Source organism: Massilia oculi, assembly GCF_017582745.1.
Taxonomy (GTDB): domain Bacteria; phylum Pseudomonadota; class Gammaproteobacteria; order Burkholderiales; family Burkholderiaceae_D; genus Telluria; species Telluria oculi_A.
This window is the reverse complement of record NZ_JAFVIM010000008.1, coordinates 187,028-213,124: the sequence shown is the minus strand read 5'-3', so window position 1 is coordinate 213,124 and position 26,097 is coordinate 187,028. Positions and strand designations below refer to the sequence as shown.

Annotated in this window: 25 protein-coding genes and 1 pseudogene; 9 read left to right on the top strand and 17 right to left on the bottom strand. The window is 65.3% G+C overall.

Annotation, left to right across the window (positions count from 1 at the left end; translation table 11 throughout):
- Positions 1-574, bottom strand: a pseudogene (locus tag J3U95_RS12155) (transposase); the annotation flags it as partial.
- Between the two features lie 534 nt (positions 575-1,108).
- Between J3U95_RS12155 and J3U95_RS12150 the strand changes: the two are divergent.
- Positions 1,109-1,387, top strand: a complete 279-nt coding sequence (locus tag J3U95_RS12150) for a helix-turn-helix domain-containing protein (protein ID WP_184236219.1) — start codon at positions 1,109-1,111, stop codon at positions 1,385-1,387.
- A 1,052-nt stretch (positions 1,388-2,439) separates the two neighbouring features.
- Here the strand turns inward: J3U95_RS12150 and J3U95_RS12145 are convergent.
- Together J3U95_RS12145 and J3U95_RS12140 are read right to left on the bottom strand one after the other, a co-directional pair.
- Positions 2,440-3,243, bottom strand: coding sequence for a hypothetical protein (locus J3U95_RS12145; protein ID WP_208278848.1), 804 nt, complete (start codon positions 3,241-3,243; stop codon positions 2,440-2,442).
- Positions 3,244-3,461: 218 nt separating this feature from the next.
- A complete protein-coding gene (locus J3U95_RS12140; protein ID WP_208278847.1) occupies positions 3,462-4,520 on the bottom strand; it encodes a PEP-CTERM sorting domain-containing protein in 1,059 nt (352 codons plus the stop codon).
- Between the two features lie 525 nt (positions 4,521-5,045).
- Here J3U95_RS12140 and J3U95_RS12135 point away from each other — a divergent pair.
- On the top strand, positions 5,046-6,641 hold the full coding sequence (locus J3U95_RS12135) for a hypothetical protein (RefSeq protein ID WP_208278846.1): 1,596 nt from the start codon (positions 5,046-5,048) through the stop codon (positions 6,639-6,641).
- A 220-nt stretch (positions 6,642-6,861) separates the two neighbouring features.
- On the opposite strand, the gene J3U95_RS12130 is transcribed toward J3U95_RS12135, so the two are convergent.
- Positions 6,862-8,628 (bottom strand): amidohydrolase, encoded by a 1,767-nt coding sequence (locus J3U95_RS12130; protein WP_208278845.1) that lies wholly within the window; start codon positions 8,626-8,628, stop codon positions 6,862-6,864.
- 205 nt (positions 8,629-8,833) lie between these two features.
- Here J3U95_RS12130 and J3U95_RS12125 point away from each other — a divergent pair, with 205 nt between their 5' ends.
- Positions 8,834-9,112: a hypothetical protein gene (locus J3U95_RS12125; RefSeq protein WP_208278844.1), complete on the top strand. Its 279-nt coding sequence runs from the start codon at positions 8,834-8,836 to the stop codon at positions 9,110-9,112.
- Positions 9,113-9,114: 2 nt separating this feature from the next.
- Here the strand turns inward: J3U95_RS12125 and J3U95_RS12120 are convergent, their stop codons facing one another.
- Positions 9,115-10,278 carry a tyrosine-type recombinase/integrase gene (locus J3U95_RS12120; protein ID WP_208278843.1) on the bottom strand — a complete coding sequence of 388 codons (1,164 nt, stop codon included), beginning with the start codon at positions 10,276-10,278 and terminating at the stop codon, positions 9,115-9,117.
- An 81-nt stretch (positions 10,279-10,359) separates the two neighbouring features.
- Positions 10,360-10,695 carry a four-helix bundle copper-binding protein gene (locus tag J3U95_RS12115; RefSeq protein ID WP_208278842.1) on the bottom strand — a complete coding sequence of 112 codons (336 nt, stop codon included), beginning with the start codon at positions 10,693-10,695 and terminating at the stop codon, positions 10,360-10,362.
- A gap of 183 nt (positions 10,696-10,878) precedes the next feature.
- Here J3U95_RS12115 and J3U95_RS12110 point away from each other — a divergent pair, with 183 nt between their 5' ends.
- Positions 10,879-11,280, top strand: coding sequence for a hypothetical protein (locus J3U95_RS12110; protein WP_208278841.1), 402 nt, complete (start codon positions 10,879-10,881; stop codon positions 11,278-11,280).
- Here J3U95_RS12110 and pnuC read toward each other — a convergent pair whose 3' ends face one another.
- Positions 11,281-11,850 (bottom strand): nicotinamide riboside transporter PnuC, encoded by a 570-nt coding sequence (gene pnuC / locus J3U95_RS12105; RefSeq protein WP_208278863.1) that lies wholly within the window; start codon positions 11,848-11,850, stop codon positions 11,281-11,283. It abuts the gene before it with no gap.
- 61 nt (positions 11,851-11,911) lie between these two features.
- Complete coding sequence (locus J3U95_RS12100) at positions 11,912-12,406, bottom strand: pyridoxamine 5'-phosphate oxidase family protein (protein WP_208278840.1); 495 nt, start codon at positions 12,404-12,406, stop codon at positions 11,912-11,914.
- A 164-nt stretch (positions 12,407-12,570) separates the two neighbouring features.
- On the opposite strand from J3U95_RS12100, the gene nadB reads away from it, so the two are divergent.
- From nadB to J3U95_RS12080, 4 genes are all read left to right on the top strand, one after another.
- Positions 12,571-14,178 carry an L-aspartate oxidase gene (gene nadB / locus J3U95_RS12095; protein ID WP_208278839.1) on the top strand — a complete coding sequence of 536 codons (1,608 nt, stop codon included), beginning with the start codon at positions 12,571-12,573 and terminating at the stop codon, positions 14,176-14,178.
- Between the two features lies 1 nt (position 14,179).
- The gene (locus tag J3U95_RS12090; RefSeq protein WP_208278838.1) at positions 14,180-15,085 is read left to right on the top strand and encodes a DMT family transporter; all 906 of its coding nucleotides are present in this window, start codon (positions 14,180-14,182) and stop codon (positions 15,083-15,085) included.
- A gap of 78 nt (positions 15,086-15,163) precedes the next feature.
- Entirely contained in the window at positions 15,164-16,057 is an 894-nt protein-coding gene (locus J3U95_RS12085; protein ID WP_208278837.1) for an NAD-dependent protein deacetylase, read from the top strand.
- Entirely contained in the window at positions 16,054-17,100 is a 1,047-nt protein-coding gene (locus J3U95_RS12080) for an alpha/beta fold hydrolase (RefSeq protein WP_370662063.1), read from the top strand. Before J3U95_RS12085 ends, J3U95_RS12080 begins: the two co-directional genes overlap by 4 nt.
- Here J3U95_RS12080 and J3U95_RS12075 read toward each other — a convergent pair.
- The 9 genes from J3U95_RS12075 to queE form a co-directional block, all read right to left on the bottom strand.
- Complete coding sequence (locus J3U95_RS12075) at positions 17,097-17,417, bottom strand: hypothetical protein (RefSeq protein ID WP_208278836.1); 321 nt, start codon at positions 17,415-17,417, stop codon at positions 17,097-17,099. The two genes, J3U95_RS12080 and J3U95_RS12075, sit on opposite strands and share 4 nt — an antisense overlap.
- Before the next feature lie 22 nt (positions 17,418-17,439).
- Positions 17,440-18,303: a carboxylating nicotinate-nucleotide diphosphorylase gene (nadC, locus tag J3U95_RS12070; RefSeq protein ID WP_208278835.1), complete on the bottom strand. Its 864-nt coding sequence runs from the start codon at positions 18,301-18,303 to the stop codon at positions 17,440-17,442.
- The gene (gene nadA, locus J3U95_RS12065) at positions 18,300-19,439 is read right to left on the bottom strand and encodes a quinolinate synthase NadA (RefSeq protein WP_208278834.1); all 1,140 of its coding nucleotides are present in this window, start codon (positions 19,437-19,439) and stop codon (positions 18,300-18,302) included. Before nadA ends, nadC begins: the two co-directional genes overlap by 4 nt.
- Before the next feature lie 69 nt (positions 19,440-19,508).
- Positions 19,509-21,107 (bottom strand): ABC-F family ATPase, encoded by a 1,599-nt coding sequence (locus J3U95_RS12060; protein ID WP_208278833.1) that lies wholly within the window; start codon positions 21,105-21,107, stop codon positions 19,509-19,511.
- Between the two features lie 110 nt (positions 21,108-21,217).
- Positions 21,218-22,135 carry a muramoyltetrapeptide carboxypeptidase gene (gene ldcA, locus J3U95_RS12055; RefSeq protein WP_208278832.1) on the bottom strand — a complete coding sequence of 306 codons (918 nt, stop codon included), beginning with the start codon at positions 22,133-22,135 and terminating at the stop codon, positions 21,218-21,220.
- Positions 22,132-23,061, bottom strand: coding sequence for an alpha/beta fold hydrolase (locus tag J3U95_RS12050; protein ID WP_208278831.1), 930 nt, complete (start codon positions 23,059-23,061; stop codon positions 22,132-22,134). The genes ldcA and J3U95_RS12050 overlap by 4 nt, the downstream gene beginning before the upstream one ends.
- A 149-nt stretch (positions 23,062-23,210) precedes the next feature.
- Positions 23,211-23,735: a tRNA adenosine(34) deaminase TadA gene (gene tadA / locus J3U95_RS12045; RefSeq protein WP_208278861.1), complete on the bottom strand. Its 525-nt coding sequence runs from the start codon at positions 23,733-23,735 to the stop codon at positions 23,211-23,213.
- Positions 23,735-24,178 carry a 6-carboxytetrahydropterin synthase QueD gene (gene queD / locus J3U95_RS12040; RefSeq protein WP_005670817.1) on the bottom strand — a complete coding sequence of 148 codons (444 nt, stop codon included), beginning with the start codon at positions 24,176-24,178 and terminating at the stop codon, positions 23,735-23,737. Before queD ends, tadA begins: the two co-directional genes overlap by 1 nt.
- A 15-nt stretch (positions 24,179-24,193) precedes the next feature.
- The gene (queE, locus tag J3U95_RS12035) at positions 24,194-24,829 is read right to left on the bottom strand and encodes a 7-carboxy-7-deazaguanine synthase (protein ID WP_208278830.1); all 636 of its coding nucleotides are present in this window, start codon (positions 24,827-24,829) and stop codon (positions 24,194-24,196) included.
- 183 nt (positions 24,830-25,012) lie between these two features.
- Between queE and J3U95_RS12030 the strand changes: the two genes are divergently transcribed.
- Complete coding sequence (locus tag J3U95_RS12030) at positions 25,013-25,993, top strand: sensor histidine kinase (RefSeq protein ID WP_208278829.1); 981 nt, start codon at positions 25,013-25,015, stop codon at positions 25,991-25,993.
- The last annotated feature ends 104 nt before the right edge of the window (positions 25,994-26,097 follow it).

Sequence of the window (26,097 nt, the reverse complement as noted above, 5' to 3'; positions counted from 1 at the left end):
ACCAGTCGATGGCGCGGCTTGATGCGCAGGTTCAGCTCGAGCTCGCGGTAAATCCTGTAGACGCGCTTGTGGTTCCATTTGAAGCCCTTCACGTTGCGCAGGTACAGGAAGCACAGTCCAAAGCCCCAGTTGCGCTGGTTATTTGTCAGCCGTACCAGCCAGTCCGCGATCACGCCGTTCTCGGCATCGAGCTTGGCCTTGTAGCGATAGCAGGTCTGACTGATGTGAAATGCCTGGCATGCCAGGCCTATCGTGGCTGACCGGTTCGCCACGGCCCACTGCGCCATCTCCCGCCGCTGAGATGGCGCTACCACTTTTTTGTGAGTGCCTCCGCAACGATCTCGGCTTTGAGGCGCTCCTCGGCATACATCTTCTTGAGGCGCCGGTTCTCGTCCTCGAGCTCTTTCATGCGCGCCATGAGCGACGCGTCCATGCCGCCGAACTTGGACCGCCACTTGTAGAACGTGGCGTTGCTGATGCCGTGCTCGCGGCACAGCTCAGGGACCGGGCTGCCGCCTTCGGCTTGCTTGAGGATGGCGATGATCTGGCTGTCGGTAAAACGGGACGTCTTCATGTAGAGCTTTCTGTTCTTAAGTAGAAAATTCTACTTCTAAACGCGCTCTTTCTGTGGGGGGATTACCTTCTCGAGTCAGACCAACGGCTTCACCGGCATCAGTAAAGTAGACGGGTATCTCGACATCATCTTCGACGTATAGCCGAATATTCAAAACCGATGTCCAGCGCCAAGTGTTGACTTTCTCCTTGCGGTAAGGCTCAAGTAGGGAAATCTCAACAATTTAAAGTAACTTGTTGCCGTTGCAAGTGCGGCAGAACTGTAGTACGTCGCGAGGATCCCAGAGGATCGTCGTCTGTTGGACCCAGCGACGCTCTTCTTTAAATGCGTAGGTGATGAACACGTAGAGCATACCTAGGCTTAGCGTAGCTGCACGCCAGGTCGCGATCCCTGGCCCCATCGAAAACATGGGCGCCTCATGTGCTTTGTCTGTAGTAATCACTTGAATGCCTCTGCAGTACGAAATGAACACTATAGATTGTAGTCCTAAAGTGTTCGCCATGAGTACATCGTGCATTTTATGCGGAGGTGCTCGTGGGGTTGCTCAAACAATTTGGAACAGGACTGCAGAAGGCGAGGAAGAGTCGAGGTCTGACACAAGAGGATTTTTCGGTAGTTTCGAGTCGAACCTATCTCAGCAGCCTGGAACGCGGGATCAAAGCCCCTACGATTACAAAGATCGACGACATCGCAGCGGTGCTGGGTGTACATCCGTTGTCTCTCGTTGCGTTCGCGTATCTGCCGAAGGACATTGCGGAGCGAAAGAAACTTTTTTCTCAGGTAATAGCTGACCTGAAATCGTTCGAAGATTAGGACGACAGTTGCGATTCGCGGTAAGCAAACGTATGGGATTCTGGATGGCTCGAAAGGCAGCAGTCCCGCCGTACTGCAAGAGAATCGAACGCAAATGAGGATCCTTGCAGGGTGGCATGGCAGTCGGCTGGTATCCCGGCCATACTTCCGACGCATGCGCGTATTACCTAACGGTTACCGCAAAAATCGGGACTGCACGACGAGTTACGTAAAGCTCGCCGGTAAAACCAAGAAAGCCACAGGTTAGACCGCTATGAGCCTAGGATGAAGCACAGGCGGCAAGATACGAAGTAAAACTTGGACACCTATGCGACGCGGCAGACTTCAAACAATTAGTTCCGAAAACTTCCACGATTTACTTCGGAGCGCTGCTATATAGCAAAGACCGAACTACTGGCCGACGAACGCGACCGAGCCGCCCGCCAGGCTGCGGAAAGCGCGCACCAGAGTGCGGAGCTGGGTAGCCAGCTTGCCGCCGAGCGCGCCAGGGTGACTGAGCTTCGCGGACGGCTTGAGCGAACAGCGCCGAAATCGGAATCGGCCAGCGAGGAGTTGGGTTTGGCACGGGCAGCGCGTCGTCAGCGGCGACCCTCACGAAGCAAGCCAGACAAATAGGCCAGGCCTGACGCCAGCGGCCCGAGTCCCACACGCCGATCCGCGAGCTGCAGCCAGTTGTCTCGTCTGTCATCACTGAACATCCGACGCGATTCCGTATCCATAAATACTTCCGTTGTACCTAAAGCTATTGACGTGATGAGTAGGCCATGAAGATTTACCTAAACATATAGACTCGACGGGGAAAACGGGGCTTTGACACCGAGTCGGTAGATTAAGGTGCCCCGAGTACGGAGTTTTAGGTACGAGCGCTCCGAGAGCTTCCTCATCGTTAGGAGCACTTGGGTCGCAACACTCCACAAAGTACCAGTCCTTCGCATAATCTATATTATGTTAAATACGTTCTATGGCCACCAGCCGGAAACCTACCAAAAACCGGGGCACCCGCTCCACAGCGTCAATACACGTGTCATCGTCGGCCTATCGACGACCATCCACTACGTGATCCTGATCGCCGCCGACGCATCGTCCGCCGCCTTGACCGCACGTGCTCCAGTTCCACCGGTGACTGCTTCATGCGTCCGCAATTCGTCCAGCATCGCCGGCAATCCCCGTTCGAGACATGCCTCCACCAGCGCGCGATCAGTGTAGCGCCTATAAGGATCGACCAGCCGATAAAAGCCGTCCGTCATGATCAACAAGCTCGTTCCCGGCGCCAGCTCGACGTTTTGCACGCGCGCCTCGAATGCGCCGTTCGGATGCAGGCACAGGACTGTGGGCGCCGGTTGGGTATTCTGGAACTCGCGCCGTGCACGCAGCATCGGCAGCATGCGTTCGCGACGTTGTTCGGGATCGGTAACGCCTTCAGCGCGCAATTTCTCGATCCGGGCCTGCAGTACGGCGTCCTGCGGATTCACGAACGGGTCGAGATCGATGCAGCCGCCGGCCGCCGTGTGCAGCAGAGTCTTGCAGTCGCCCAGGCCGTATAACGCTGCACGCTGGATGCCGTTCCGCTCGTCGACGCGCAGCCAGGTCACGGCTGCGATCGGCCATGCATGAAGCGGTATCGCGCTATGTCCAGCCATCTGCTCGAACCCGGTGCGGACCACGCCAATCGCGGCGTGTACGCATTCCTGCTGGCCGCGCCCGGGCGCCAGTTCCTGCTCCAACGCCGCCGTGAATGCGTGGACGAACCAGGTCACGTCGCCATGAACAGGATCGAGGTAGTCGCGTTCGGCCACCGAGGTGCCGCCGTCGATCACCAGGATGTCGGTGGTGCTGGCGTGGTTGAAGACGGCCACGTGGTCGTCATTGCGTTGTGAGGTTGCTCCTGCAGAGATATATTGGATCTTCACGGATGTGCCCGGATCATGATGTGTCGGAGGACTCTACCCGCGCTGGAAGTGGAAGACAAGCGCATCGACTCGCCCTCGCATTTAACTCGACAATATATATGCTAATGTCGAGTTAGAACTGCGCCGGATGCAATAGCTTTCGCCACCCGAGCCAGACCTGAACATTACCCTGTTTTATACCTGAGGACACCTCCACCGTGTCGGCGCCTCGCCACCAGTGCCAGCCCCGCCAGCAGCATCACGGCTGCGGAAGGTTCGGGAATGGCCGGCACGGGACTCAGCAACACCGAGCCGTAACAGAATACCCCGGAACGGTCGCAGCTGTGCGCGAGGATTTGCCCCCGGTCGTTGTTCCCGTCGGCGGACTTCAGCAACAGGTCGGCCTCTGGATCGATGAGGGTATTCAGGTCGATCACCTCGCCGTTCGCGTACATAACGGCGCGATCGTCAGCGACGCCGGCGACCTCCCCCAGGTCGTTGATGTCATAGCCCGTGGCGTTCGCCGCGTCGGGATCGAGGTCGGTAGTCGTGGCGCCGTCGTGGAGGAAGGCATGCGTGCGGCCGTCGGCGGTCATGAAGTAGCCGGTGATCCAGCCGGCATCGTTGATCGCGTTGCCGTACAACTGTTGGCCACCGTAGCGAGGCAGGTCGGTCAGCGCTCCACTGCTGTACACCGCGGTGCGATAGCCCTCTCCTTCCGCCAGGTACGAGACCAGCAGTTCGCCGCGGTCGTTCAGGTCGCCCGGGATGCTGTCCGGAGGGCCGAAGTCGTCGACGACACCGTTGCGGAGCACGAGGGCGCGCCCGTCCGCGGTCCGGGCCGCGATCTCTCCGCGGTCATTGATGTCGCTTGCTTCGACAATGCCGTAACGTGCCGTCAGGTCGTCCATGCGTCCGGCGGAATACAGGAAAGCGGCGGTGGCCCCTGTGGCGGTGGTCGACATGCCCACCGCTTCACCCAAATTGTTGAGTCCGCTGATCCGCGTGATGCTGCCGCCCAGGCTGCCGAGCGATTCCACTGTCTGGCCGCCCTGGATCGAGGCGACCTGATAGGGAATGTCCGGGGCGGCGCTGTTGACGCCGTAGTGTCCCTCGTCATTGAGCGCAGTCGCCCAGGAATATCTGCCGGCCGCTGGAGAGAACGAGTAATGCTCTGGCACCGCGGCGGCTGCCAGGATCGGCAGGGCCAGCATCGCGCCGATGCAGCCGCCGCGCAAGCTCATGATGTCCACCTCACCACAGTCACTTCCAACCTCGCGATTCAAACCATTCTCACATGGCGGATTCGCAGCCCGAGTAGGAATTGGATGATTCGGTCTTAAGAATTCAAGCCCAGACACGGCGCGGAACCTGGCAAGGTTCAGTCCAAGTCCCTCATTACATCAATGGCTCCTCGTCCAGGCTCCCGCCCATGAGCACGGCAATTGATATCGGCCAGAAGCGAGCCCGTCGAACCTCCTAAGCTGATCTGGTACATCCCGTCTAGCACTTCTTCCCGAGCAGCATCTTGACCTGACGCATCAAACTGATCAGGAGGAACAAATGCGATCGAGAATATTGACGCATTCCACCGCCGCGCGAGGGTTGCGTGGCATGGCCAGCCCACTCATCGCTGGTGCCCCAGGCCGCCAATTGTAATAGGCAGGTCGTCGCACCGATCAGGTACGGCGGCACGCCGCGGGTCAATGCCCTGCTGTCGTTCGTTGCCCAGTCGAGGTTTGACCCTCTCAACCATTCAGGAGAATTCCATGAGGACTGACAACTTCGAAGGCCTGACTGCAGCTTGCCGCAAGGGCGTGTCGCCCCTGCTTTCCTTGCCGCGGCGCCTGGGAGTCCTGTTCGTGCTGGTCGCGGGTACGGTGGCGGCGGTGGCATCCGGCACCGCGACGGGCGGTCCGGCGGCGCGCATTACCTACCAGGTGATCCAGCTTTCGCCGGACCTCGGCGCGACGGGCTTCATCAACAACCGCGACCAGCTCGTGTTCACCGAGACCCGCGACGGCGTGTTCCGCCCGCGCCTGTACGATGCCGGACGGGTGCGCGAACTGGGCACGCTGGGCGGGACCAATGCCTATGCGGTGGGCCTCAACGACCATGGGCAGGTCGTGGGCGCGTCAGAGTTCAGCCCGGGCAACGCCACGACCCACGCCTTCAGGTGGACCAGGGGCGCCGGCATGATCGACCTCGATCCGGCCGGCAGCGCCGATTCGGTGGCCATTGCGATCAATAACAAGGGTAATGTGGTCGGCCGCGCCTGGTTCGGCGAGCCCGGCCAGACGGCGCAGCATGCATTCCACTGGACGCCGCAGACCGGGATCGTCGACCTGACGCCGGGCGCCAGCGTCTCGAGCGCCAACGACATCAACGACGCCGGCACGGCGGTGGGTTTCGTCGGCGTGCCGAGCGGCGACCCGGAAGGCCTGCCATTCAGGTGGACCCGCAGCGAGGGCGTGGTTCCGCTCACGACTTTCTCCAGCCGCGGGTCGGACGCGACCGACATCAATGCCGTCGGCCAGATCACCGGCACGTCGACCTTCCCCGGCCAGGATGGCGACCGCGCCTTCTTCTGGAGCCGGCAGGACGGCATCGTCAACCTGGGCAGCGGCAGCGGCCAGCAATCCGAGGCCGGCCGCCTGAACGACAAGGGACTGGTGATCGGCGTGGTCGAAGACCCGTTCGAATCCACGCGCCCGCTGGCCTGGACCCGCGCCGGCGGCCTGGTCGAATTCGCCGGGGCCGGGGTCGATGGCGTCCCGCGCGACGTCAACAATGCCGGCCAGGTCGTCGGCGACCTGGAAAGCCGGGCCTTCGTCTGGACCCGGGCTGGCGGTGTGGTCGACCTGAATACCCGCATCCCCGGCGCGCCGCCGGGGCTGGTTGCGGGCCTTGCCGTCGTAGATCGTGACGGTGGCGCCCGGCGGCGCCTGCTGGCGCTCGAGGATGGCCCCAAGGCGCTCGCCGAAGTATTGCATCGACAGCACGTAGCGCACCCGGCCGGCGCGCACCACCGGCACGTCGACGCTGCTGAGCAGGCGGTTCAGGGTGGGCCCCAGGTACAGGTCCGACACCATGGGGCGGCCGGTCTCGAACACGCTGCGGATCTGAGCGGGGTTGCCGTGGCGAGGCAGCGGCGCGCCGAAGGGCTGGCCTGTATTGATCACCTGGCGCAGGCCCGGATCGGACGCCACCAGCACATTGCCCGGACGCGAGTGCAATACCTCGATCGCCTGGGCGTGGAAGGCGCGCAGGTCGTGAACATCCAGGCTGGGCGAGGTCGCCAGGGCCTGGAGCGCGGCCTGTGCGCTGCTCAGCTCGCGGTCGATGGCCTGCATCAGCGCCCGTGAGATGTCCTGGGAGGAGCGTTCGATCCCGGCCCGCTCACGCCCGTAGGAGTGCAGGAAAGGCGCGACCACGGCGATCGTGGTCGGGACAATGAAGGCCGCCAGCAGCAGCGCCAGCCATTGTCGGATGGTCGGGGCGCGGCGGTGGATGGTGTACGGGGCGATGGGGATGCCCTCCTGACGCCCTCACCCTACGCCGCCCCGCCTCCCGATACAAGCAGGGTCAGCGGTTCTGGTAGCCGCCGAACTGGCGCACCGGACTCCAGGCCGGAGACACCGCCGGCAGCGCCGGCGACAGGTTTTCGAACTGGCCGGCGCCATACACGACCTGCCCGTTCACCACCGTCAGCACGCTTTCCAGGTCCTTGATCTTCTCCACGTCCATGGTGAAATAATCCTGCGGCAGCACCGCAAAGTCGGCGTACTGGCCTTCGACCAGCCGGCCCTTGACGTCTTCTTCGCCGCTCATCCAGGCGCTGCCGCGGGTCATGAGCTGGAGGGCTTCGTGGCGCGACAGCACGTCCCTGGCCTGCCAGGTCGCCAGGCCGCCGGCGGTCTTGCCGGTGACTGCCCAATAGATCGACGGCCAGGGGCCGTAGCTGCTCACCCGCGTGCCGTCGGTGCCCAGGCCAACCGGCAGGCCGAGCTCGAGCATCTTGCGGATCGGCGGCAGTTGCCGGGTCTGGGCGCCATAGCGTTCCCGGAAGGCTTCACCCTGGAAGTACAGGCGGTTCTGCACCGCCACGCCGCCGCCCAGCGCCTTGATGCGCTTCAGCTGGTCGTCGGTCACCGTCTCGGCGTGGTCGACGATCCAGCGCAGGCCGGCCAGCGGCGTGCTGCGGTTGACCTTTTCGATCACGGCCAGGTCGCGCTCGATGCTTTCGCCATAGGTGGCATGGATGCGGAACGGCCAGCGGTTCTTGACCAGCAGGGTGACCACGCGCTCCAGCTCGTCTTCCATATGGTGCGGCAGCTCGGGACGCGGCTCCAGGAAGTTCTCGAAGTCGGCCGCGCTCGAGACCAGGTTCTCGCCTGCGCCTTCGGTGGTAAAGCCGTTGGCGTAGAACAGGTGGTCGTTGCGGTTCGGCTTGGTCATCCTGATCCAGCGCTCGTAGTCTTCCAGCTCCTTGCCGGCCTTCTGGGCGAACAGGTAATACGCGGTGCGCACCGTCAGCTTGCCTTCTTTCGCCAGCTCGATCGTCACGCCGTAGTCGTCCGGATAGGCCTGGCCGCCACCGCCGGCATCGACGGCGCTGGTCATCCCCAGGCGGTTCAGGTCGCGGTAGAAGTGCAAGGTCGAGTTGCGCTGATCGGCGCGCTCGAGCTTGTTGGTCTTGGCCAGGGTCGAGTACAGGATCATGGCGTTCGGCTTGGCCAGCAGCAGGCCGGTGGGCTTGCCGGCGGCGTCGAGTTCCAGCTCGCCCTCGGGATATTTCGTCTCACTGGTATAGCCGAGCGTCTCGATGCCCTTCCTGTTCAGGAAGGCCTTGCCATATAAATAGAGGATGAAGACCGGCTTGTCGGGCACCGCGGCATTGATCTCGGCCAGGGTGGGCAGGCGTTTCTCGGCGAACTGGTGTTCGGTCCAGCCGCCCACGACCTTGACCCACTGGCCCTCGGGCGTGCGCGCCGCCTGCTCCTTGAGCATTTCCATCGCCCGCTTCAGGCTGCGCACGCCGTCCCAGCGCACTTCCATATTGTAGTTCAGGCCCGCGCGGATCACGTGGGTGTGGGAGTCGTTCAGGCCCGGGATCACGGTGCGTCCGCCGACGTCGACGACCCGGGTGTCCTTCTGTTTGAGGCGCAATACTCGCTCGTTGCTGCCGGTGGCGGCGATCTTGCCGTCCTTGACCGCCAGCGCCTGGACGAATTCGCCCTCCCCGGCCATGGTGGCGATCTTGCCGTTGGTGATGATCAGGTCGGCCTGGGCCCGGGCGGTCGACGCGGCCAGGATGCCGGCGGCGAACAGTGCGAGAGCGAGTTGATTCATTGCTTGACTCCGTGTTGGTTGGACAGCGTCCAGTATCGGTCGTCGTCGCCAATGTTGAAAAGCGGATAATTTTGACGATGGCATTCGATTCCATCGACGTTCCTGCGCGGCCGACGGGGTGCGCACGGCAGGCGTCCGGCGGCGTGCACGCAATCCTCCGTTGCGTGACAATGGCTCACACGAACTGATCATTCAAAGGAAGAGCATGAACATCACGGTCCAGAATACCGTCCCCGATACCGCGCGCATCACCCTGGTCGGCGAGCTGCACGATGGCAGCTTCAAGGCGAAGGTGATGACCGAAACCGCCGTGCCCTACACGCCCTACTGGGACAACCTGCTCGAGCAGCGCATCATCTATATCCAGCCCGACGACGAGCAGCTGGGTTCGATCGTGGCGGCGCTGAACGAGCGTCGTCTGTCACTCGACGAGTTGCAGAATTACGGCAGCTCGGATGGCGGGACCTCGTCGATTCCGGTCTGACCCTACAGGATGCCCTTGCCGTCGGCGCCGAGGATTTCGTCGTGGCGTTCCTTGTCGGTTTTGTGCAGATAGCCGGCGGTGGTGGCGATATTGGCGTGGCCGGCCGTGTCCTGCAGGGTCTTGAGCTGCACCCCGCTGTTGGCGTGGTTGGTCAGCATGCTGTGGCGTAGCCAGTGCGGCGACGCCTGGCGCAGCATGGATGCGCTGTCGCCGTCGCCCCGGGCTGCCGCCTCGCTGGCGGCCAGCTGGAAGATCGCTTTCAGCGCCTCGGAGGCCGCCTCGTCGGTGACGCGCACGTGGTCGCGCGTGCGGCTCGACAGCACCAGTGGCATGTGGTCGCCGCGGCTGGTCTGCTCCAGCAGGCCGAAGGCGCGCCGGTAGTCGCGGTAGGCCGCCAGCGTGGCCGGCGGCACCGGCAGCCGGCGCGGCTTGTTGCCTTTGCCCAGGACGTCGAGCCACCAGCGGCCGTCGCCCTCGCTGTAGATCGAACCCATGCGGGCGCTGACGATCTCGTTGAGGCGCGCGCCGGTCTGGGCGAAGGCGATCAGCAGGAAGCGGTCGCGGGCGCGCTGGCGCGCCGCGGCTTCTGAATCGGCGTCGCGCGCCTCGGCCGCGGCCAGCGCATAGGCCAGCGCGGCCGGCGTCAGGTAGCGGGTGATGCGGCCGACATGCGGCGCCCGCACATTGCGCACCAGACGCGCCGGGTTGCGGCGCAGATAGCCGGTGTGCTCGGCAAATGCCAGCAAGCCCTTGATGGCGATCATGGACTGGCGCCGGCTGGTGTCGGACAGCGGGCCAGAGAATGGGCGGTAGCGCGGATCGTTGCGCGGCCATTTGGTGGTGCATACCCATTCCGCTGGCGGGTTGCGGATGAACTCCTTGTAGGCGTTCAGGTCGGCCACGTTCAGCTGCTGGAAGGTCTTTTTCGCTTCTTCGCGGCACCAGGTCAGGAAGCGATACAGCTCCTTCTGCAGGTTGGCGATCGACTTGGGGCTCAGCTCGCCGTGCGATATATACTCGCGCGCCAGTTCGGCGTCGTTGCGGGCCGAGGTGACCGGTTCGTCGTGCAGGCCGGAGAAGATGCCCGTATCCGGACGACTCGCCGCCGCCCGGTCGGGATGTTCCGTGGGCAGCGGGTCGAGGTCGATCGGGAGGAAGACGGGCATGGTGGTGCGATAAAGAACTGTATGGATATACAGTATAGCACCACGTCTCCGGCGCAGGAAGGGATATCGGACAGATCCGTATCAAGCGGCCGCGGCCATGCGCCGGCATGCTTCGGCGCATTCGCGGCAGGCCGCTGCGCATGCCTGGCAGTGGTCCATCGGGTGCTTTGCGCACTCCTCGGCGCAGCGGTCGCAGGCCTCGGCGCAGACGCCGCACAGGGCGGTGGCGATCTCACCGCCGCGCGCCATCACCGCCGCCGCCAGGCGGCACAGCTGGGCGCAGTCGATGTCGAGGGCGATGCAGCGCGCCATCATCTTGACGTCTTCCTCGCCCAGGCAGGCGCCGGCGCAGCGGTCGCAGGCGTCGGCACAGGCATTGCAGGCCGCGATGCAGGCGGCGTAGTCGGGGCTTTCCATGGCAGCCTCCAGAAATGGTTGATGGACCTACCCTAGCATTCGACCGGCGCCGTCCGCGCACGATACCGGCGAGCATGCTCATGCGCCAAGCTCCTACAGCGACTGCCCACCGCCGCCGATACCCGTGCCGCCCCCGAGCGGCCACAATCGGCGGATCACACCCCAACACGACAGGAGGCGCAGATGACCCAATCCACATCGACACCCCAGGGCAAACCGGACGACGGCGCCGTGACCGTTGGCGTCGGCGGCCAGACCAGCGGCCAGCAAGGCGCCACGCCCAGCCACGAGAGCCAGACCGAGACCGGCGGCAACGGCGGGCCGGGCCTGACCCGCAACCAGTCCGGCCCCTACGTCAACGCGCCGGACGGCGCCGAAGAACTCGCGCCGGGCGCGGCCGAGGTCAATGTCGAGACGCTCGATGCGGCGCCGCGCACCGAATCGGTGGATGCGGCGATGACCCATGCCAATCCGGGCGCCCAGGATACCCGCGCCAGCCAGGCTGGGCCGAGGGAGACCGGCTTGGGGACGCCCGAGACGGGCGGGAACCAGGACGAGCGGGACCTGCCGCCGGCCCTGCCTTGATCAAGCGCCCGCCTGGCGGCGGGCCAGCCTGGTCCACCAGACCCAGGACACGATCGCATTGATCCAGAAGCACAGGTAAAGAAAGGCCGTCAGATACAGCCCGCGGCTGTAGTACAGCGGCACGGCGATGGTATTGACCAGCAGCCAGACCGGCCAGTTCTCGATGCGCCGCTGCATCATCAGGAGCTGGGCGATAACGCTGAACACCAGCACCGCCGAATCGATGAAGGGCGCGTAGGCATTCGTATAGAAATGCAGCAAGGCGCCGTAGGCGGCGGTGGCGGCGATGCCGGCCGGTATCATCCATGCCAGGCTGCGCCAGCCGGCGTGGGTGATCGGCAGCGGCGCGCCGTTGTTGCCGTGCAGCCAGCGCCACCAGCCAAGTACCCCGGTGCCGACGAAGAACATCTGCAGCACGACGTCGGCATACAAATGGTTCTGGGCGAACAATACGCCGAACAGCGTGCAGCCGACGATGCCGGTCCACCAGGTGTGGACGTTGTTGCGGCCAGCCAGCAGGATGGCGGCGGCCGTGAAGGCATTGGCCGCCAGTTCGAGCGGGCTCGGGATCATGTGCGCTCCAGGATTCGGGAGCGCTACTGTAAGGCACGCATGTGCCCTACTGCAAGAATTACAGTTTAATAGTACCGTGCTCGCCGTCCACGTCCGGCTGGGTGCCGGTCACGGCCGCCTTGGCCATGGCGAACAGGCGCACCATCTTGCTGTCGTTCGAATCCCAGTATTCGGCCGCGTGAGGATCGACCCGTACCAGCACGGCGTGCTGGTCGTCCGGGCCGGCCGGGAACCAGGCCTGCACCATTGGGTTCCAACGGGCCTGGACTTGCGCACGGTCGACCACCCGCTCGGCGCGGCCGCTGACCGAGACATAGGTGCTGTTCTCGTTGTCGGCGAAGCTGACGTTGACCTCAGGCTGGTGCGCAATGCTGTCCCACAGCTCGGTCGTGGAGTTGACGAAGAACCAGAGGCCGCCTTCGGCATCGATGTCCTGCTTGGTCATCGGCTGGCTGACCAGGTGGTCGTACCCGTCGCGGAAGGTGAACATGGCGAAGCGCATCGAGCCGATCCGGTCGGCGAGCGCGGCTGCGTGGTGGCGGTCTGCGGTCATGGTATGTCCTTGATGGGTGACTAAAACCTTATCCTAACGCGCCTGTCGGGTGCTTCTCGGTGCGCGGCCGTACAGTGCCAACCCAGGTAGACACCTTCCCCCGGGCCTGACGTAAAGACCACAAATGGCTTATAGTGATGCCTCTGTACAAATATGACATTGCCATGAAATTTGACGTCGCGATCGTCGGCAGCGGCCTGGCCGGCCTGTCCGTTGCCCTGCACCTGGCCGAGACCCGCAAGGTCGCCATCATCTCGAAGCGCGCACTGCGCGATGGCGCCAGCAGCTGGGCCCAGGGCGGGATCGCCGCCGTCCTCGATTCGGGCGACAGTCATGACCAGCACATCGACGATACCCTGGTCGCCGGCGCCGGCCTGTGCGACGAAGGCGCGACCCGCACCATCGTCGAGGGCGGCCGCGCCGCGATCGAATGGCTGATCGAACAAGGCGTGCCGTTTACCCGCGACGCCACGGCCGAATTGGGCTTCCACCTGACCCGCGAAGGCGGCCACAGCCAGCGCCGCATCATCCACGCCGCCGACGCCACCGGCCACGCGGTGCAGGTGACCCTGGAACAGAAGGTGCGCGCGCATCCGAATATCGCGCTGTTCGAGCACCACGTGGCGATCGACGTCATTACGTCCGACAAGCTGGGCGCGCCGGCGCTGGTCGGCCAGCCGCATTGCTACGGCCTGTATGTGCAGGATATCGAGAGCGGCCAGGTGCTGACCTTCGAGGCCGAACACACGGTGCTGGCCACCGGCGGCGCCGGCAAGGTCTACCTGTACACGACCAATCCCGACACCGCCACCGGCGACGGCATCGCCATGGCCTGGCGCGCCGGCTGCCGGGTGTCGAACATGGAATTCATCCAGTTCCACCCGACCTGCCTGTACCACCCCTACGCCAAATCCTTCCTGATCACCGAGGCGATCCGCGGCGAAGGCGGATTGCTCAAGCTGCCGCGCGAAGCCGGCGCCGTGGCCGGCACCCGCTTCATGCCGGCCCACGACGAGCGCGGCGAGCTGGCCCCGCGCGACGTCGTCGCCCGCGCCATCGACTTCGAGATGAAGAAGCGCGGCCTGGATCACGTGGACCTGGACATCAGCCACCAGGATCCTGAGTTCCTCAAGGAGCACTTCCCGACTATTTACGCGCGCTGCCTGGAGCTGGGCATCGACATCACGCGCGAGCCGATCCCCGTGGTGCCGGCCGTGCACTTCACTTGCGGCGGCGTGGTCACCGACCTGGCCGGACGCACCGACATTCCCGGCCTATATGCTGTGGGAGAGACCGCCTGCACCGGCCTGCACGGCGCCAACCGCCTGGCCAGCAATTCGCTGCTGGAATGCGTGGTGGTAGGCCGCGCCTGCGCCGAGCACATCGCGGGGAGCAGCGCGGTCGAGCATCCGGCGCTACCGGCCTGGGACGAAAGCCGGGTCACGAACGCGGACGAAGAAGTGGTCATCGCCCACAACTGGGACGAGCTGCGCCGTTTCATGTGGAATTACGTCGGCATCGTGCGCACCACCAAGCGCCTCGAGCGCGCCGAGCACCGCATCAAGCTGCTCAAGGAAGAGATCGACGAGTATTACCGCAACTTCCGCATCACGCCCGACCTGCTGGAACTGCGCAACCTGGTCGAGGTGGCGCACCTGATCGTCAAGAGCGCGCTGTCGCGCCACGAAAGCCGCGGCCTGCACTATTCGCGCGACTTCCCGGACACGCTGCCGAAGGCGCTGCCGAGCGTCCTGACGCCGCGCCGCCGCTGAGATGTCGACACCTGGCTACCGGCTGACCCCGGCCACTGCCCTGCTCCTGACCATCCCACCCGTCCTGTGGGCCGGCAACGCCATCGTCGGGCGGCTGGTGCGCGACGCGGTGCCGCCGATGACGCTCAACCTGATCCGCTGGTCGATCGCGCTGGCGGTGCTGCTGCCGCTGGGGCGCGCCGCCCTGCGCGCCGGCAGCGGTGTATTGGCCAACTGGAAGCGCTACAGCATGCTCGGCCTGCTCGGGGTCGGGCTGTACAACTCGTTGCAATACCTGGCGCTGCAGAGTTCTTCTCCGATCAATGTGACCCTGGTCGCTTCCGGCGTCCCGGTGTGGATGCTGCTGGTCGGGCGCCTGTTCTTCAATGTGCCGGTCAAGCGCAAGCAGGTCGCCGGCGCGGTGCTGTCGATCGCCGGCGTGCTCGTCGTGATGTGCCGCGGCTCGCTGGCCGAGCTGGCGGCGCTGCGGCTGGTGGCGGGCGACCTGTACATGATCCTGGCCACCATTGCCTGGTCCTTCTATAGCTGGCTGCTGATGCAGCAAAAGGACGTGCCGGCGCTGCGTGCGGACTGGGCCGCCTTCCTGCTGGCCCAGGTCGGGTTCGGCGTGCTGTGGTCGGGCGCGCTGGCCGGCGGCGAATGGGCGATCAGGGACGTGCACATCGCCTGGAGCTGGCCGGTCGTCGCCGCGCTGCTGTACGTGGCGATCGGCCCGGCCATCATCGCCATGCGCTGCTGGGGCGCCGGCGTGCAGCGCGCCGGGCCGAGCCTGGGCGCGTTCTTCATCAACCTGACGCCGCTGTTCACGGCGCTGCTGTCGTCGGCGTTTCTTGGCGAGGCGCCGCACCTGTATCATGTGGTGGCATTCGGCATGATCGTGGGCGGGATCGCGGTATCTGCCAGATAAGCGGCGCTGACGCGGGGAATCGTGTGTGGTGTTCCGATTGCCGATGTTACGATCCCATGCATGGGAGGAAGAAGCGGCATGGCAGAAGGTCTCAGCATTCACGACGGCGTCGACGCGCTGGCCTCTTTTTTGGCAAGGCACCCTCGTACCCTGGTCCTGACCGGCGCCGGCCTGTCGACCGCCTCCGGCATCCCCGACTACCGCGACCGTGACGGCGTGCGCCGCGGCCGCCTGCCGATCCAGGGCCCGGAATTCCGGCGCGACGTGGCGATCCAGCGCCGCTACTGGGCGCGCAGCATGGTCGGCTGGCCGCTGCTGGCGCGCGCCAGGCCCAACGACGGGCACCGGGCGCTCGCCGCCCTCGAAGCGGCCGGCAAGCTCGGTTTCATCCTGACCCAGAACGTCGACGGCCTGCACCAGCAGGCCGGCAGCCACGCGCTGCTCGAATTGCACGGCAATATCCATTATGTGAGCTGCCTGGCCTGCCATGCGCGCTTCCCCCGTGCTTTCGTGCAGACCCAGCTTGAATTCGCCAATCCGGCCCTGCTGCAGGCGATGGCGACGCCGCTGCCGGACGGCGACGCGGCGCTCGATCCCGACGCGGTTACCGGTGTCGCCATCCCCGCCTGCGTCCATTGTGGAGGGGTGTTGATGCCCGACGTCGTTTTCTTCGGCGATAACGTGCCGCCCAGCCGCACGGCCTGCGCACTGGCCCAGATGGAGGCGGCCGACGCGCTGCTGGTGGTCGGTTCATCGCTGATGGTGTATTCGGGCTTCCGTTTCTGCCGGCTGGCGCAGGCGGCGGACAAGCCGATCGCCGCCATCAACCTCGGCCGCACCCGCGCCGACGACATGCTGGCGCTCAAGCTCGAGGCCTCGGCCGAACAGATCCTGCCGCAGGTGGCGCGGCTGCTGGACGCGAACCGGCCAGCGCCGCCACTTGACCTTATCGACCATAGGGGGACCATGTGATCAGCACATATCGAAGCACCAGCGAAAACTCGCGCACGGCGCGCCGCCTGTCGGCCGGCGTCGCCATTGCCGGCCTGGGCCTGCTGGCGTCCTGGCTGGTGGTACGCGCCAAGTCGCGGCGCGCCGAACGCGACCACCCGCCGGCGGGCAGCTTCATCACGGTCGACGGCGTCAAGCTGCATTACCTGGAACGCGGCGAGGGGCCGGTGCTGGTGCTCTTGCACGGCAACGGCGTCGACGCCACCGACTGGGAACACAGCGGCCTGCTGGACGCCGCGGCCGAACGCTACCGGGTGATCGCCTTCGACCGCCCCGGCTTCGGCTACAGCGAGCGGCCGCGCAGCACGGTCTGGACCCCGGACCGGCAGGCGCGCCTGCTGCATCACGCGCTGCAGGAACTGAACGTGGACAGCGCCATCGTCGCCGGCCATTCCTGGGGCACGCTGGTGGCGCTGAACATGGGACTGCAGGTGCCGGACTTCGTTCGCGGGCTTGTGCTGGTCTCGGGTTACTACTATCCGAGCGTGCGGATGGATGTGATGGTCGGCGCGCCGCCGGCCATTCCGCTGGTGGGCGACGCCTTGCGCTACACCGTGGCCCCGCTCGCCGGCCGCCTGATCTGGCCAGCCGCGGTTGGGCGCGCGTTCGCGCCCTTGCCGGTGCCCGAGCGCTTCCGCGCGGTGTCGCCGTGGATGTCCCTGCGTCCCGGCCAATTGCGGGCGAATGCCGCCGATAGCAGCCTGATGGTGCCGGCCGCGATGTCCCTGGCGCGGCGGTTTGGAAGGCTGAAGGTGCCCGTGCAGATCCTGTCCGGGACCCAGGATGGGGTGTGCGACTGCGCCCACAATGCCGAGCGTTTGCATGCGGCGTTACGCCACAGCGAGCTGTCGGTCACGCCTGGTGTGGGACATATGCTGCATGACGCCGAGCCGGGCAAGGTGCTGGGGGCGATCGATGCGATCGCGTCCCAGGTCGGCGGGCCCGCCCACCTGCCGAGTGCGCGTGAGAATGCGGTAGCGGCGGCGGGCGAAAGCGGGGTTTAGCTGTTACCGAGCTTGATCGCGAGGCCGGCGAACAGGCTGGCCGCCATCGCCAGCGACAGCACGCCATGCACGGCCGTCGAGCCGATCGACGAAGCCTCGGCCGAGTCGTCGCGCTTGAGCGCCATCGCGCGGCCCAGCACCACCGGGCGCAGGAAGCCGCGGATGCCGACCAGCAGCATGCCGATGCCGAAGAACAGTTCGCCCTTCATGCCGTACATGATGCCGTCGAGGAGTTGGGGCACGCCCAGCAGCAGGCCGAAGCCGAGCCAGAACAGGCGAAAGCCGAGCGAACGTTTCAACTTGTCGGAAGTGGTCATGAAATCCTGAAAAAATGATGGTTCAGATGATGCGCAGCGAGTAATCGGTCGCGCGCACGTCCTTGGTCAGGCTGCCGATCGAGATGCGGTCGACGCCCGTTTCGGCGATTGCACGCACCGTCTCCATATTGATGCCGCCGGATGCCTCGAGCAGCGCGCGGCCCGCATTGACCTGCACCGCCTCGCGCATGCGCGCCAGGTCGAAGTTGTCGAGCAGGACCGACTTGACGCCGGCGGCCAGCGCTTCTTCGAGCTGGGCGATGGTCTCGACCTCGATCTGCACCGGCGCACCGGAGTTCAGGTTCGCCGCCGCCTCCAGCGCGGCGGTGACTCCGCCCGCCGCCGCGATATGGTTTTCCTTGATCAGGATGCCGTCATACAGCGCCATGCGCTGGTTCTTGCCGCCGCCGACACGGACCGCATATTTTTGCGCCAGGCGCAGCCCCGGCAAGGTCTTGCGGGTGTCGAGGATCGCCGCATTGGTGCCGGCGATGACGTCGACGTAGCGCCGGGTGGCCGTCGCCACGCCCGATAGCAGTTGCATGAAATTCAGCGCGCCGCGCTCGGCCGTGAGCAGCGAGCGCGGATTGGCGCGGATCGTGCACACCGTCGAGTCAAGCGTCATGAAGTCGCCCTCGGCGTAGTGCCAGTCGATCTCGGTGTCCTGGTCGACCGCCAGCATCAGGCCTTCGAACCATGGCGCGCCACACAGCACGGCCGCTTCGCGCACGATGACGCGGGCCGTCACCAGGGTATCGCTTGGGACCAGCTTGCCGGTCAGGTCGCCGGTGCCGACGTCTTCCAGCAGCGCGGCCAGGATGTTCTGCTCGAAGGCGGCCTGCAGCTTGTCGTCGAACTGGGCGTGGGGGTTCTTCAGTGTGGTCATGCGGGTCCTACCCCCGAGAACATCGGGGCATTGTTTTCCAGTTTGCCGTTCGGCAGCGCCTTGGCGCGCTTGGCGGCGGCGAAATCGAGCATGCGGTCGATGGCGCGTTTCGCCTGCAGGCCGACGCTTGGCTCGACATGGATCTGGTTGGCGCCCGATTCCAGCACCTCGGCGAGATTGCGCAAGCCGTTCATTGCCATCCAAGGACAGTGCGCGCAGCTCTTGCAGGTCGCGCTGTTGCCGGCGGTCGGCGCCTCGATGAAGGTCTTGCCCGGGGCGGCGATGCGCATCTTGTGCAGGATGCCGTTGTCGGTGGCGACGATGAAATGGGTCGCGTCCATGGTCTGGGCCGCGTTGATCAGCTGGGTGGTCGAGCCGACCGCGTCGGCCTGGGCCACGACGTTGGCGGGCGACTCCGGGTGCACCAGCACTTTCGCATTCGGGTATTCGGCCTTCAGCAGGTCGAGTTCGATGCCCTTGAATTCGTCGTGCACCAGGCAGGAACCCTGCCACAGCAGCATGTCGGCGCCGGTCTTGGCCTGGATATAGGAACCCAGGTGGCGGTCGGGCGCCCACAGGATCTTCTTGCCCTGGGCGTGCAGCTCGGCCACGATGTCCAGGCCGATCGACGAGGTCACCATCCAGTCGGCGCGCGCCTTCACGGCGGCGCTGGTGTTGGCATACACGACGACGGTGCGGTCCGGATGCTGGTCGCAGAAGGCCGCGAATTCGTCGGCCGGGCAACCCAGGTCGAGCGAGCAGGTCGCGTCGAGGTCCGGCATCAGGATGGTTTTCTCGGGGCTGAGGATCTTGGCGGTCTCGCCCATGAAGCGCACGCCGGCCACCACCAGGGTCTGGGCCGGGTGGTCGCGGCCGAAGCGCGCCATCTCCAGCGAATCGGAGACGCAGCCGCCGGTTTCCTCGGCCAGGTCTTGCAGGTCGGCGTCCACGTAGTAGTGGGCCACCAGCACGGCGCCCTTTTCCTTCAGCAGGCGGCGGATGCGTTCCTTCAGTTCGGCGCGCTCGGCCATCTCGGGCGCGCTCGGGACTTTCGCCCAGGCCTCGGCGGTGCAGGCCATGCCGGCCTGGGGCCGGTCGTATTCATAGGTCTTGATTGGTACTGTTACGGCATTCATGCTCGCGCGTCTCCTCGCGTTAGCGGGGCCGGGGCCCCGCCCTCCTTCGAACCGATGTCTGGCTGTCGATCAGTCGATGCCCTGGCTGCGCAGGTATTCCTCGTAGTTGCCCTGGAAGTCGACCACGTCGTTCTCGCGGATCTCGATGACGCGGGTGGCCAGCGAGGACACGAACTCGCGGTCGTGCGAGACGAAGATCAGGGTGCCGGCGTATTTGTCGAGCGCGATGTTCAGCGATTCGATCGATTCCATGTCCATGTGGTTGGTCGGCTCGTCCAGCAGCAGCACGTTGTGACGGCCCAGCATCAGCTTGCCGTACATCATGCGGCCCTTCTCGCCACCCGACAGCACCTTGACCGACTTCTTGACTTCGTCGCCGCCGAACAGCAGGCGGCCCAGAATCGAGCGCACGGCCTGGTCGTCGTCGCCCTCTTGCGTCCACTTGCCCATCCAGTCGGTGAGGGTTTCGCCGCTGGCGAATTCCTCGGTCGGATCCTGCGGCATATAGCCCGGATTGGCGTTCTCGGCCCACTTCACGCGGCCGGTGTCCGGCTGCAGGCCGCACAGGTCGCCACCGATCGAACGCAGCAGCGTGGTCTTGCCCGCGCCGTTGGCGCCGATGATCGCGATGCGTTCGCCGGCCTCGACCATGATCGAGAAGTTTTTAAATAACTGACGCTCGTAGGCCTTCGAGATGTTCTCGGCTTCCACCGCCAGGCGGTGCAGCTTCTTCTCGCCCTCGAAGCGCACGAACGGGTAGGCGCGCGAAGAAGGCTTGAATTCCTCGATCTTGATCTTGTCGATCTGCTTGGCGCGCGAAGTCGCCTGGCGCGCCTTGGATTTGTTGGCCGAGAAGCGGCGCACGAAGTCCTGCAGCTCGGCCACTTTTTCCTTGGCCTTGGCGTTGTTCGCCAGCTGCTGGTTGCGCGCCTGGGTCGAAGCCAGCATGTAGTCGTCGTAGTTGCCCGGATAGACCTTCAGCGTGCCGTAGTCCATGTCGGCCACGTGGGTGCAGACCTGGTTCAGGAAGTGACGATCGTGGGAAATGATGATCATGGTGGAGTTGCGCTCGTTGAGCATGTTTTCCAGCCAGCGGATCGTGTTGATGTCCAGGTTGTTGGTCGGTTCGTCGAGCAGCAGGATATCCGGATTCGAGAACAGGGCCTGGGCCAGCAGCACGCGCAGCTTCCAGCCCGGCGCCACGGCGCTCATCGGCCCCTGGTGCAGGTCGGTGCCGATTTCCAGGCCCAGCAGCAGTTCGCCGGCGCGCGCCTCGGCCGAATAGCCGTCGTATTCGGCCACTTTGCCTTCGAGCTCGGCCGCCTTCATGTAGTCGTCGTCGGTCGCTTCCGGATTGGCGTAGATCGCATCGCGTTCGGCGATCGCGTTCCACAGCTCGGTGTGGCCCATCATGACCACGTCCAGCACGCGCACGTCTTCGTAGGCGAACTGGTCCTGGCGGAGCTTACCGAGGCGCTCGCCCGGATCGAGGCTGACGTTGCCGGCGGACGGCTCGAGGTCGCCGCCCAGGATCTTCATGAAGGTCGACTTGCCGCAGCCGTTGGCGCCGATCAGGCCATAACGGTTGCCTTCGCCAAATTTGACGGAAATGTTCTCGAACAGCGGCTTGGCGCCGAATTGCATCGTGATATTGGCTGTGGATAGCACTGTATTACCCCAAAAAGCATATTTGATTAACCGGCTATTTTACCATTCTGCGCCTTGCCAGGCGAATAAGGGTGGATTCCGGACAGTGGCAGGCGCGTCAGGCGCGCAGATCAGGCGCGAACCAGCGTCGGATAGTCGGACAAGGTGAGGCGGAAGCCATCGGCATCGGACACCAGGTGCCCCTGGGCGCCGAACGGGATCGTGACGCGGCGCTCGATGTGGCCGAAGGAAAGTCCCGTCAATACCGGCAGCGGCAGGGTCTGGCGCAGATAGGCCAGCATGGCGTCGAAATCGTAGCCATTGTCGAGCGGCCCCAGCCGATAACCGGAAAAGTCGCCCAGCACCACGGCTTGCTGGCGCTCGAGCACGCCCGCCTGCATCAGTTGCAGCAGCAGGCGCTCGACCCGGTACGGATGTTCCGCGATATCTTCGAACCACAGGATGCCGTCGTCGATGCGCGGAAAGTATGGCGTGCCGACCATGGCGCCGATCATGGCCAGGTTGCCGCCCCAGACGGTGCCGCGCACGTCGAGCGCCGGATTGCCGGCCGCGCGCTCGGTGATGGTATGGGTGGGGCCGGCCAGGCAAGACCAGAAATCGTCGAGCGTGAACGCGACCGGTTCGACCGCGCCGAAGTCGCCCGCGATCATCGGCCCGGCATAACTGAGGCCGCCTGCCCTGGCCATCAGGCCCATGTGCAGGGCCGTCAGGTCGGAAAACCCGACCACGATCTTGCCGCTGGCGGCGATCGCCTCGAAATCGATGCGCGGCAGCAGGCGGCTGATGCCATAACCGCCGCGCAGGGCAATGATGAGGTGCACGTCCGGGTCGGCCACGGCGGCGTGCAGTTGTTCCAGGCGCGCGTCGTCGGTGCCGCCGAAGCGCAGGTAGGAGCAGCTATGGTCGTAGTAATTACGCACCAAAAAGCCCTGCTCCTCGAGGCGCGCGATGGCGCGTTCGAGCGCCGATGGTTCGGGAATGCAGCCGGCTGGCGCCACGATGGCGATGCCGGGACGGGAGATGATCACTGTTTGACGAAGAGCCGGGGTGTGGAATCTGGCAACATCTTACCCCGCGCATGGGAGTCGATCAAGGCAAGGATGCGCTCGACCAGCTGCGGCGGCAAATCGTGGCCCATCCCTTCGATGATTTCCAGGCGCGCACCGTCGATGTGGCTTGCCACGTCCTGGCCGCAGGCGGCCGGCAGCAGCGGATCGGCGGCGCCGTGGATGACGAGCGTCGGCGCCGCGATCGCCGGCAGCAGCGCGCTGCGGTCGCCGGCGGCCAGCAGCGCCAGCATCTGGCGCGCACTGCCGCTGGGGCAATAGCAGCGCCGCATGGAGCGCGTGACACGCTTGCGCAATTGCCGGTCCGGGGTCGGATAGGATGGGCTGCCCAGCGCTCGCAGCAGCTCCACCGCGTGGTCGATAACGCTGTCGAGATCGGCCGGGTTGGCGGGACGGCTGGCCAGCGCCTTGGCTACTTTCGCGCTTGGCCTGGACAGCCCGCGCCGGCCGCTGGTGGACATGATGGAAGTCAGGCTCAGCACCCGCTGCGGGTGGCGCGCTGCCAGTTGCTGGCCGATCATGCCGCCCAGCGCCGAGACGCCGACCAAGTGGGCCCGGGCCACGCCCAGCGCCGACAGCACACCGAGGGCGTCGGCCGCCATGTCGTCGATGCCATACGGCGAGCGCAGCGGCCAGCCGAGCGCCGCCTTGATGCGCGCAACGGTGAGATTCGGGGTGCCGGCCTGCTCGAACTTGGTCGACAGGCCACTGTCGCGGTGGTCGAAACGGATCACGTAGAAGCCGAGCTCGACCAGGCCTTCGACGAATTCGTCCGGCCAATTGGTAAGTTGCATGCCGAGCCCGTGGATCAGGAGCAGTGGCGCGGCTTTCGGGTCGCCAGCGGTGTCGAAGGCGATGCGCAGTCCGTTGGCGTGGAGGGTGGGCATAGCGGCGTTCAGGAGCGCGTAATGTTTGGCGCCAGCCTGGCGCCGATGCTGTTCGTGGTTCACATCCCTATGACTTGAAAACAGCATAACAGCTTATTGGCGCTTATGGCGCTCAGCCTGATGGAATGTGCCCGGGGCGCCCTCCCCGCTTACTCCTGGACTGCGGCCGGCTTGCGCGCCGCGTTGCGGCGTTCCACGAAAAAGGCCTTGAGCAAGGCGCTCGCCTCCTCTGCCATGACGCCGCCGACCACCTCGGTGTGGTGGTTCAGCCTGTCTTCGTCGAACAGATTGACGACCGAGCCGCAGGCGCCGGTCTTGGGGTCGGTCGCCGCGTAGACGACCCGGGCCAGGCGTGCATGCATCATCGCCCCCGAGCACATGATGCAGGGTTCCAGGGTCACGTACAGCTCGCAACCCGGCAGCCGGTAATTGCCCAGCTTTTCGGCGGCCGCGCGCAGGGCGACGATTTCGGCGTGGGCGGTCGGATCATGGCCGCTGATCGGCTGGTTGAAGCCGGTCGCGATGACCTCACCGTCCTTGACCACGACGGCGCCGACCGGCACCTCGCCCCGGTCCCAGGCCAGCTGCGCCTGGGCCAGGGCCAGGCCCATATAGCGCCCTTCCGCCGTCTCGGCGGGAGCTTCCTGGACGGCCTGGACGGTCTGGTCCGGCATCATTCGGTGATCTCGGCCCAGCAGTTCGGGGTTTCGTGCAGCACCAGCTTGTGCAGGCGCAGGCCGGTGCCGTAGCGGTCGATGAACACGGCCTTCAGGATGTCGAACGCCACCTGGGCCAGGTTCTCGACGGTCGGGATGCGGTCGATCACGATCGTCTTGTGGTCCGGCAGCGAGGCCAGGAACTCACGCACCTTGTCATCCTTTTCGTACACGATGAAGGCATGGTCCCATACGTCGACCAGGTGCTGTTTTGCCAGGGCCTTCACGTCGGAGAAATCCATGATCATTCCATTGTCGGAATTGCCATCGGAATCGATTACCTGGCCTGTCAGAGTAATCTCAAGGGTATAGCGGTGGCCGTGCAGGTTGCGGCACTGGCTTTTGTGGTCGGGAATCCGGTGTCCGGCATCGAATTCGAGCTTGCGGGTAATGGTCAACATGCTGCGTGTGGATCTTTAAGGAATCTGAAGAAGTTTATGGGTCTGGAGGCTGAGCTTCCATTTCGGGTTGGCGCGGCAGGTCTCGATCGCCAGCTGGAGGTTGCGGCCGGCCAGCGGTCCATCCATCGCCTGCAGGTAGAAGTGCTCGAAGTCGAGCCCTTCATAGGCGGCCAGGTCTTGCCCGAGCTGCGGGATGACGACCTTGATTTCGCTGCCCTTGTGCACCACCAGCGTCGAGCCCATCTTGGGGCTGACGCAGATCCAGTCCACGCCTTCGGGCACCGGCAGGGTGCCGTTGGTCTCGATGGCGATGGTGAAGCCGCGCGCATGCATGGCGTCGATCAGGGGACGGTCGAGCTGCAGCAGCGGTTCGCCGCCGGTGAACACCACGTATTTGCTGGCCGGATAGGTGGCCGGCCACAGGCTGTCGATCTCGGCCGCCAGCAAGTCCGCTTCCTTGAACTTGCCCCCGCGCTCGCCATCGGTGCCGACGAAGTCGGTATCGCAGAACTGGCACACGGCGCTCGACCGGTCGGCTTCGCGCCCGGTCCAGAGGTTGCAGCCGGAAAACCGGCAGAACACGGCCGGCCGCCCCGCATGGGCGCCCTCGCCCTGCAAGGTATAGAAGATCTCTTTGATGCTGTAAGTCACGGTAAGCCTCTCGTCAACCTTCCATTATAGCGCGGCCCGTCGTGCGGCGGGTAGCGCCGCGCTGCGGTTGCGGCCGTTCCACAAAACATGTCGCACAAAGGGGGCTTGAGAAGAAACAATATTCCTACAGCCACCCGGCGGTATCGTCCTACGGAATGTTCCGAATCCGGTAAGAGGGCTACCATGATAAAGTCTTCGGTTTTCCTAGTTTTCCTATCCATTCTTTCGCCCGCCGCCGAGGCCAGCGAAACGCATGCGCTGGTGCCCCTGCCGTGGCGGAGTGCGGCGCCGGAAGTGCTGGCCTGCGTCATGGTCACCCTTGCCGCCCTGGTGCTGGCCTATATCGGCCTGCGCCGCAGCGTCACCACCGACGAGCGGGCGCGCGCGCTGCAGCACCAGCTCGCCGCCGAGCGCGAGGCGCGCAGCCAGTCCGACCAGGCGCTGGCCGATAACCACGACGTGCTGTGCCGCCTGGTGCGCCAGCACGAAGGCGTGCGCGAAGGCGAGCGGACCCGGATCGGCTGCGAGTTGCAGGCCGAGCTGGGCCGCCGCCTGTCGAGCTTGCGCAATGAGATGGCGAGCCTGCAGGAAAGCGCCCAGGCGTCCCCTGCCCTCGCCGCCCGTCTGGAGCGCGCGCTGGCCGGCATCGACGGCGCCATCCAGGCGGTGCGCGCCGTCGCCGGCGGCTTGCGCGGCGCCAATCCGGGCGACGGCCTGCGCCAGGCGCTGGAGCGCTGCCTGGCCGAGCATGCCCATCGCCACGGCCTGCGCTACCGCTTCGAGGCCGGCGTCGATCCGAGTTCGCGCGCCAGCCAGGACCGGGCGGCGCGGCTGGCCGTGTTCCGCGTGCTGGAGGACGTGCTGGCCGGGGCCGCCAACAGGAGCGGCGCTGCGCAGGACCGCGAAGTGCACGTGCGGCTGCTCGAAGGCGCCAGCACGCTCGGCCTCGAGATCGACGGCTGCGCCGGCTCGGTCGACGATGTAACCGCCCTGCCCGTCGAGCTGGTCGAGCATATCCGCGCCATGGGCGGCGTGCTGCGGATGGTCGCCAACGCCGAGCGGCGCCCCCGCTGGTCGCTCGCGGTGCCGGTGTGCGCCGCCGTGCGCGATCCGGTGCCGGACGCGCCGCCCGGCCTGTCCGTCATCACCGCGAAGGTGGCCTGACCGCGCAGCGTTGCAAAATACCGCCCCGCCATTGTTCTTGCTGAAAATCAATGGCTTGGGCCTGCGCATGTTGCAGTATCGGTCCCTAGCGGCAACTCACCGGT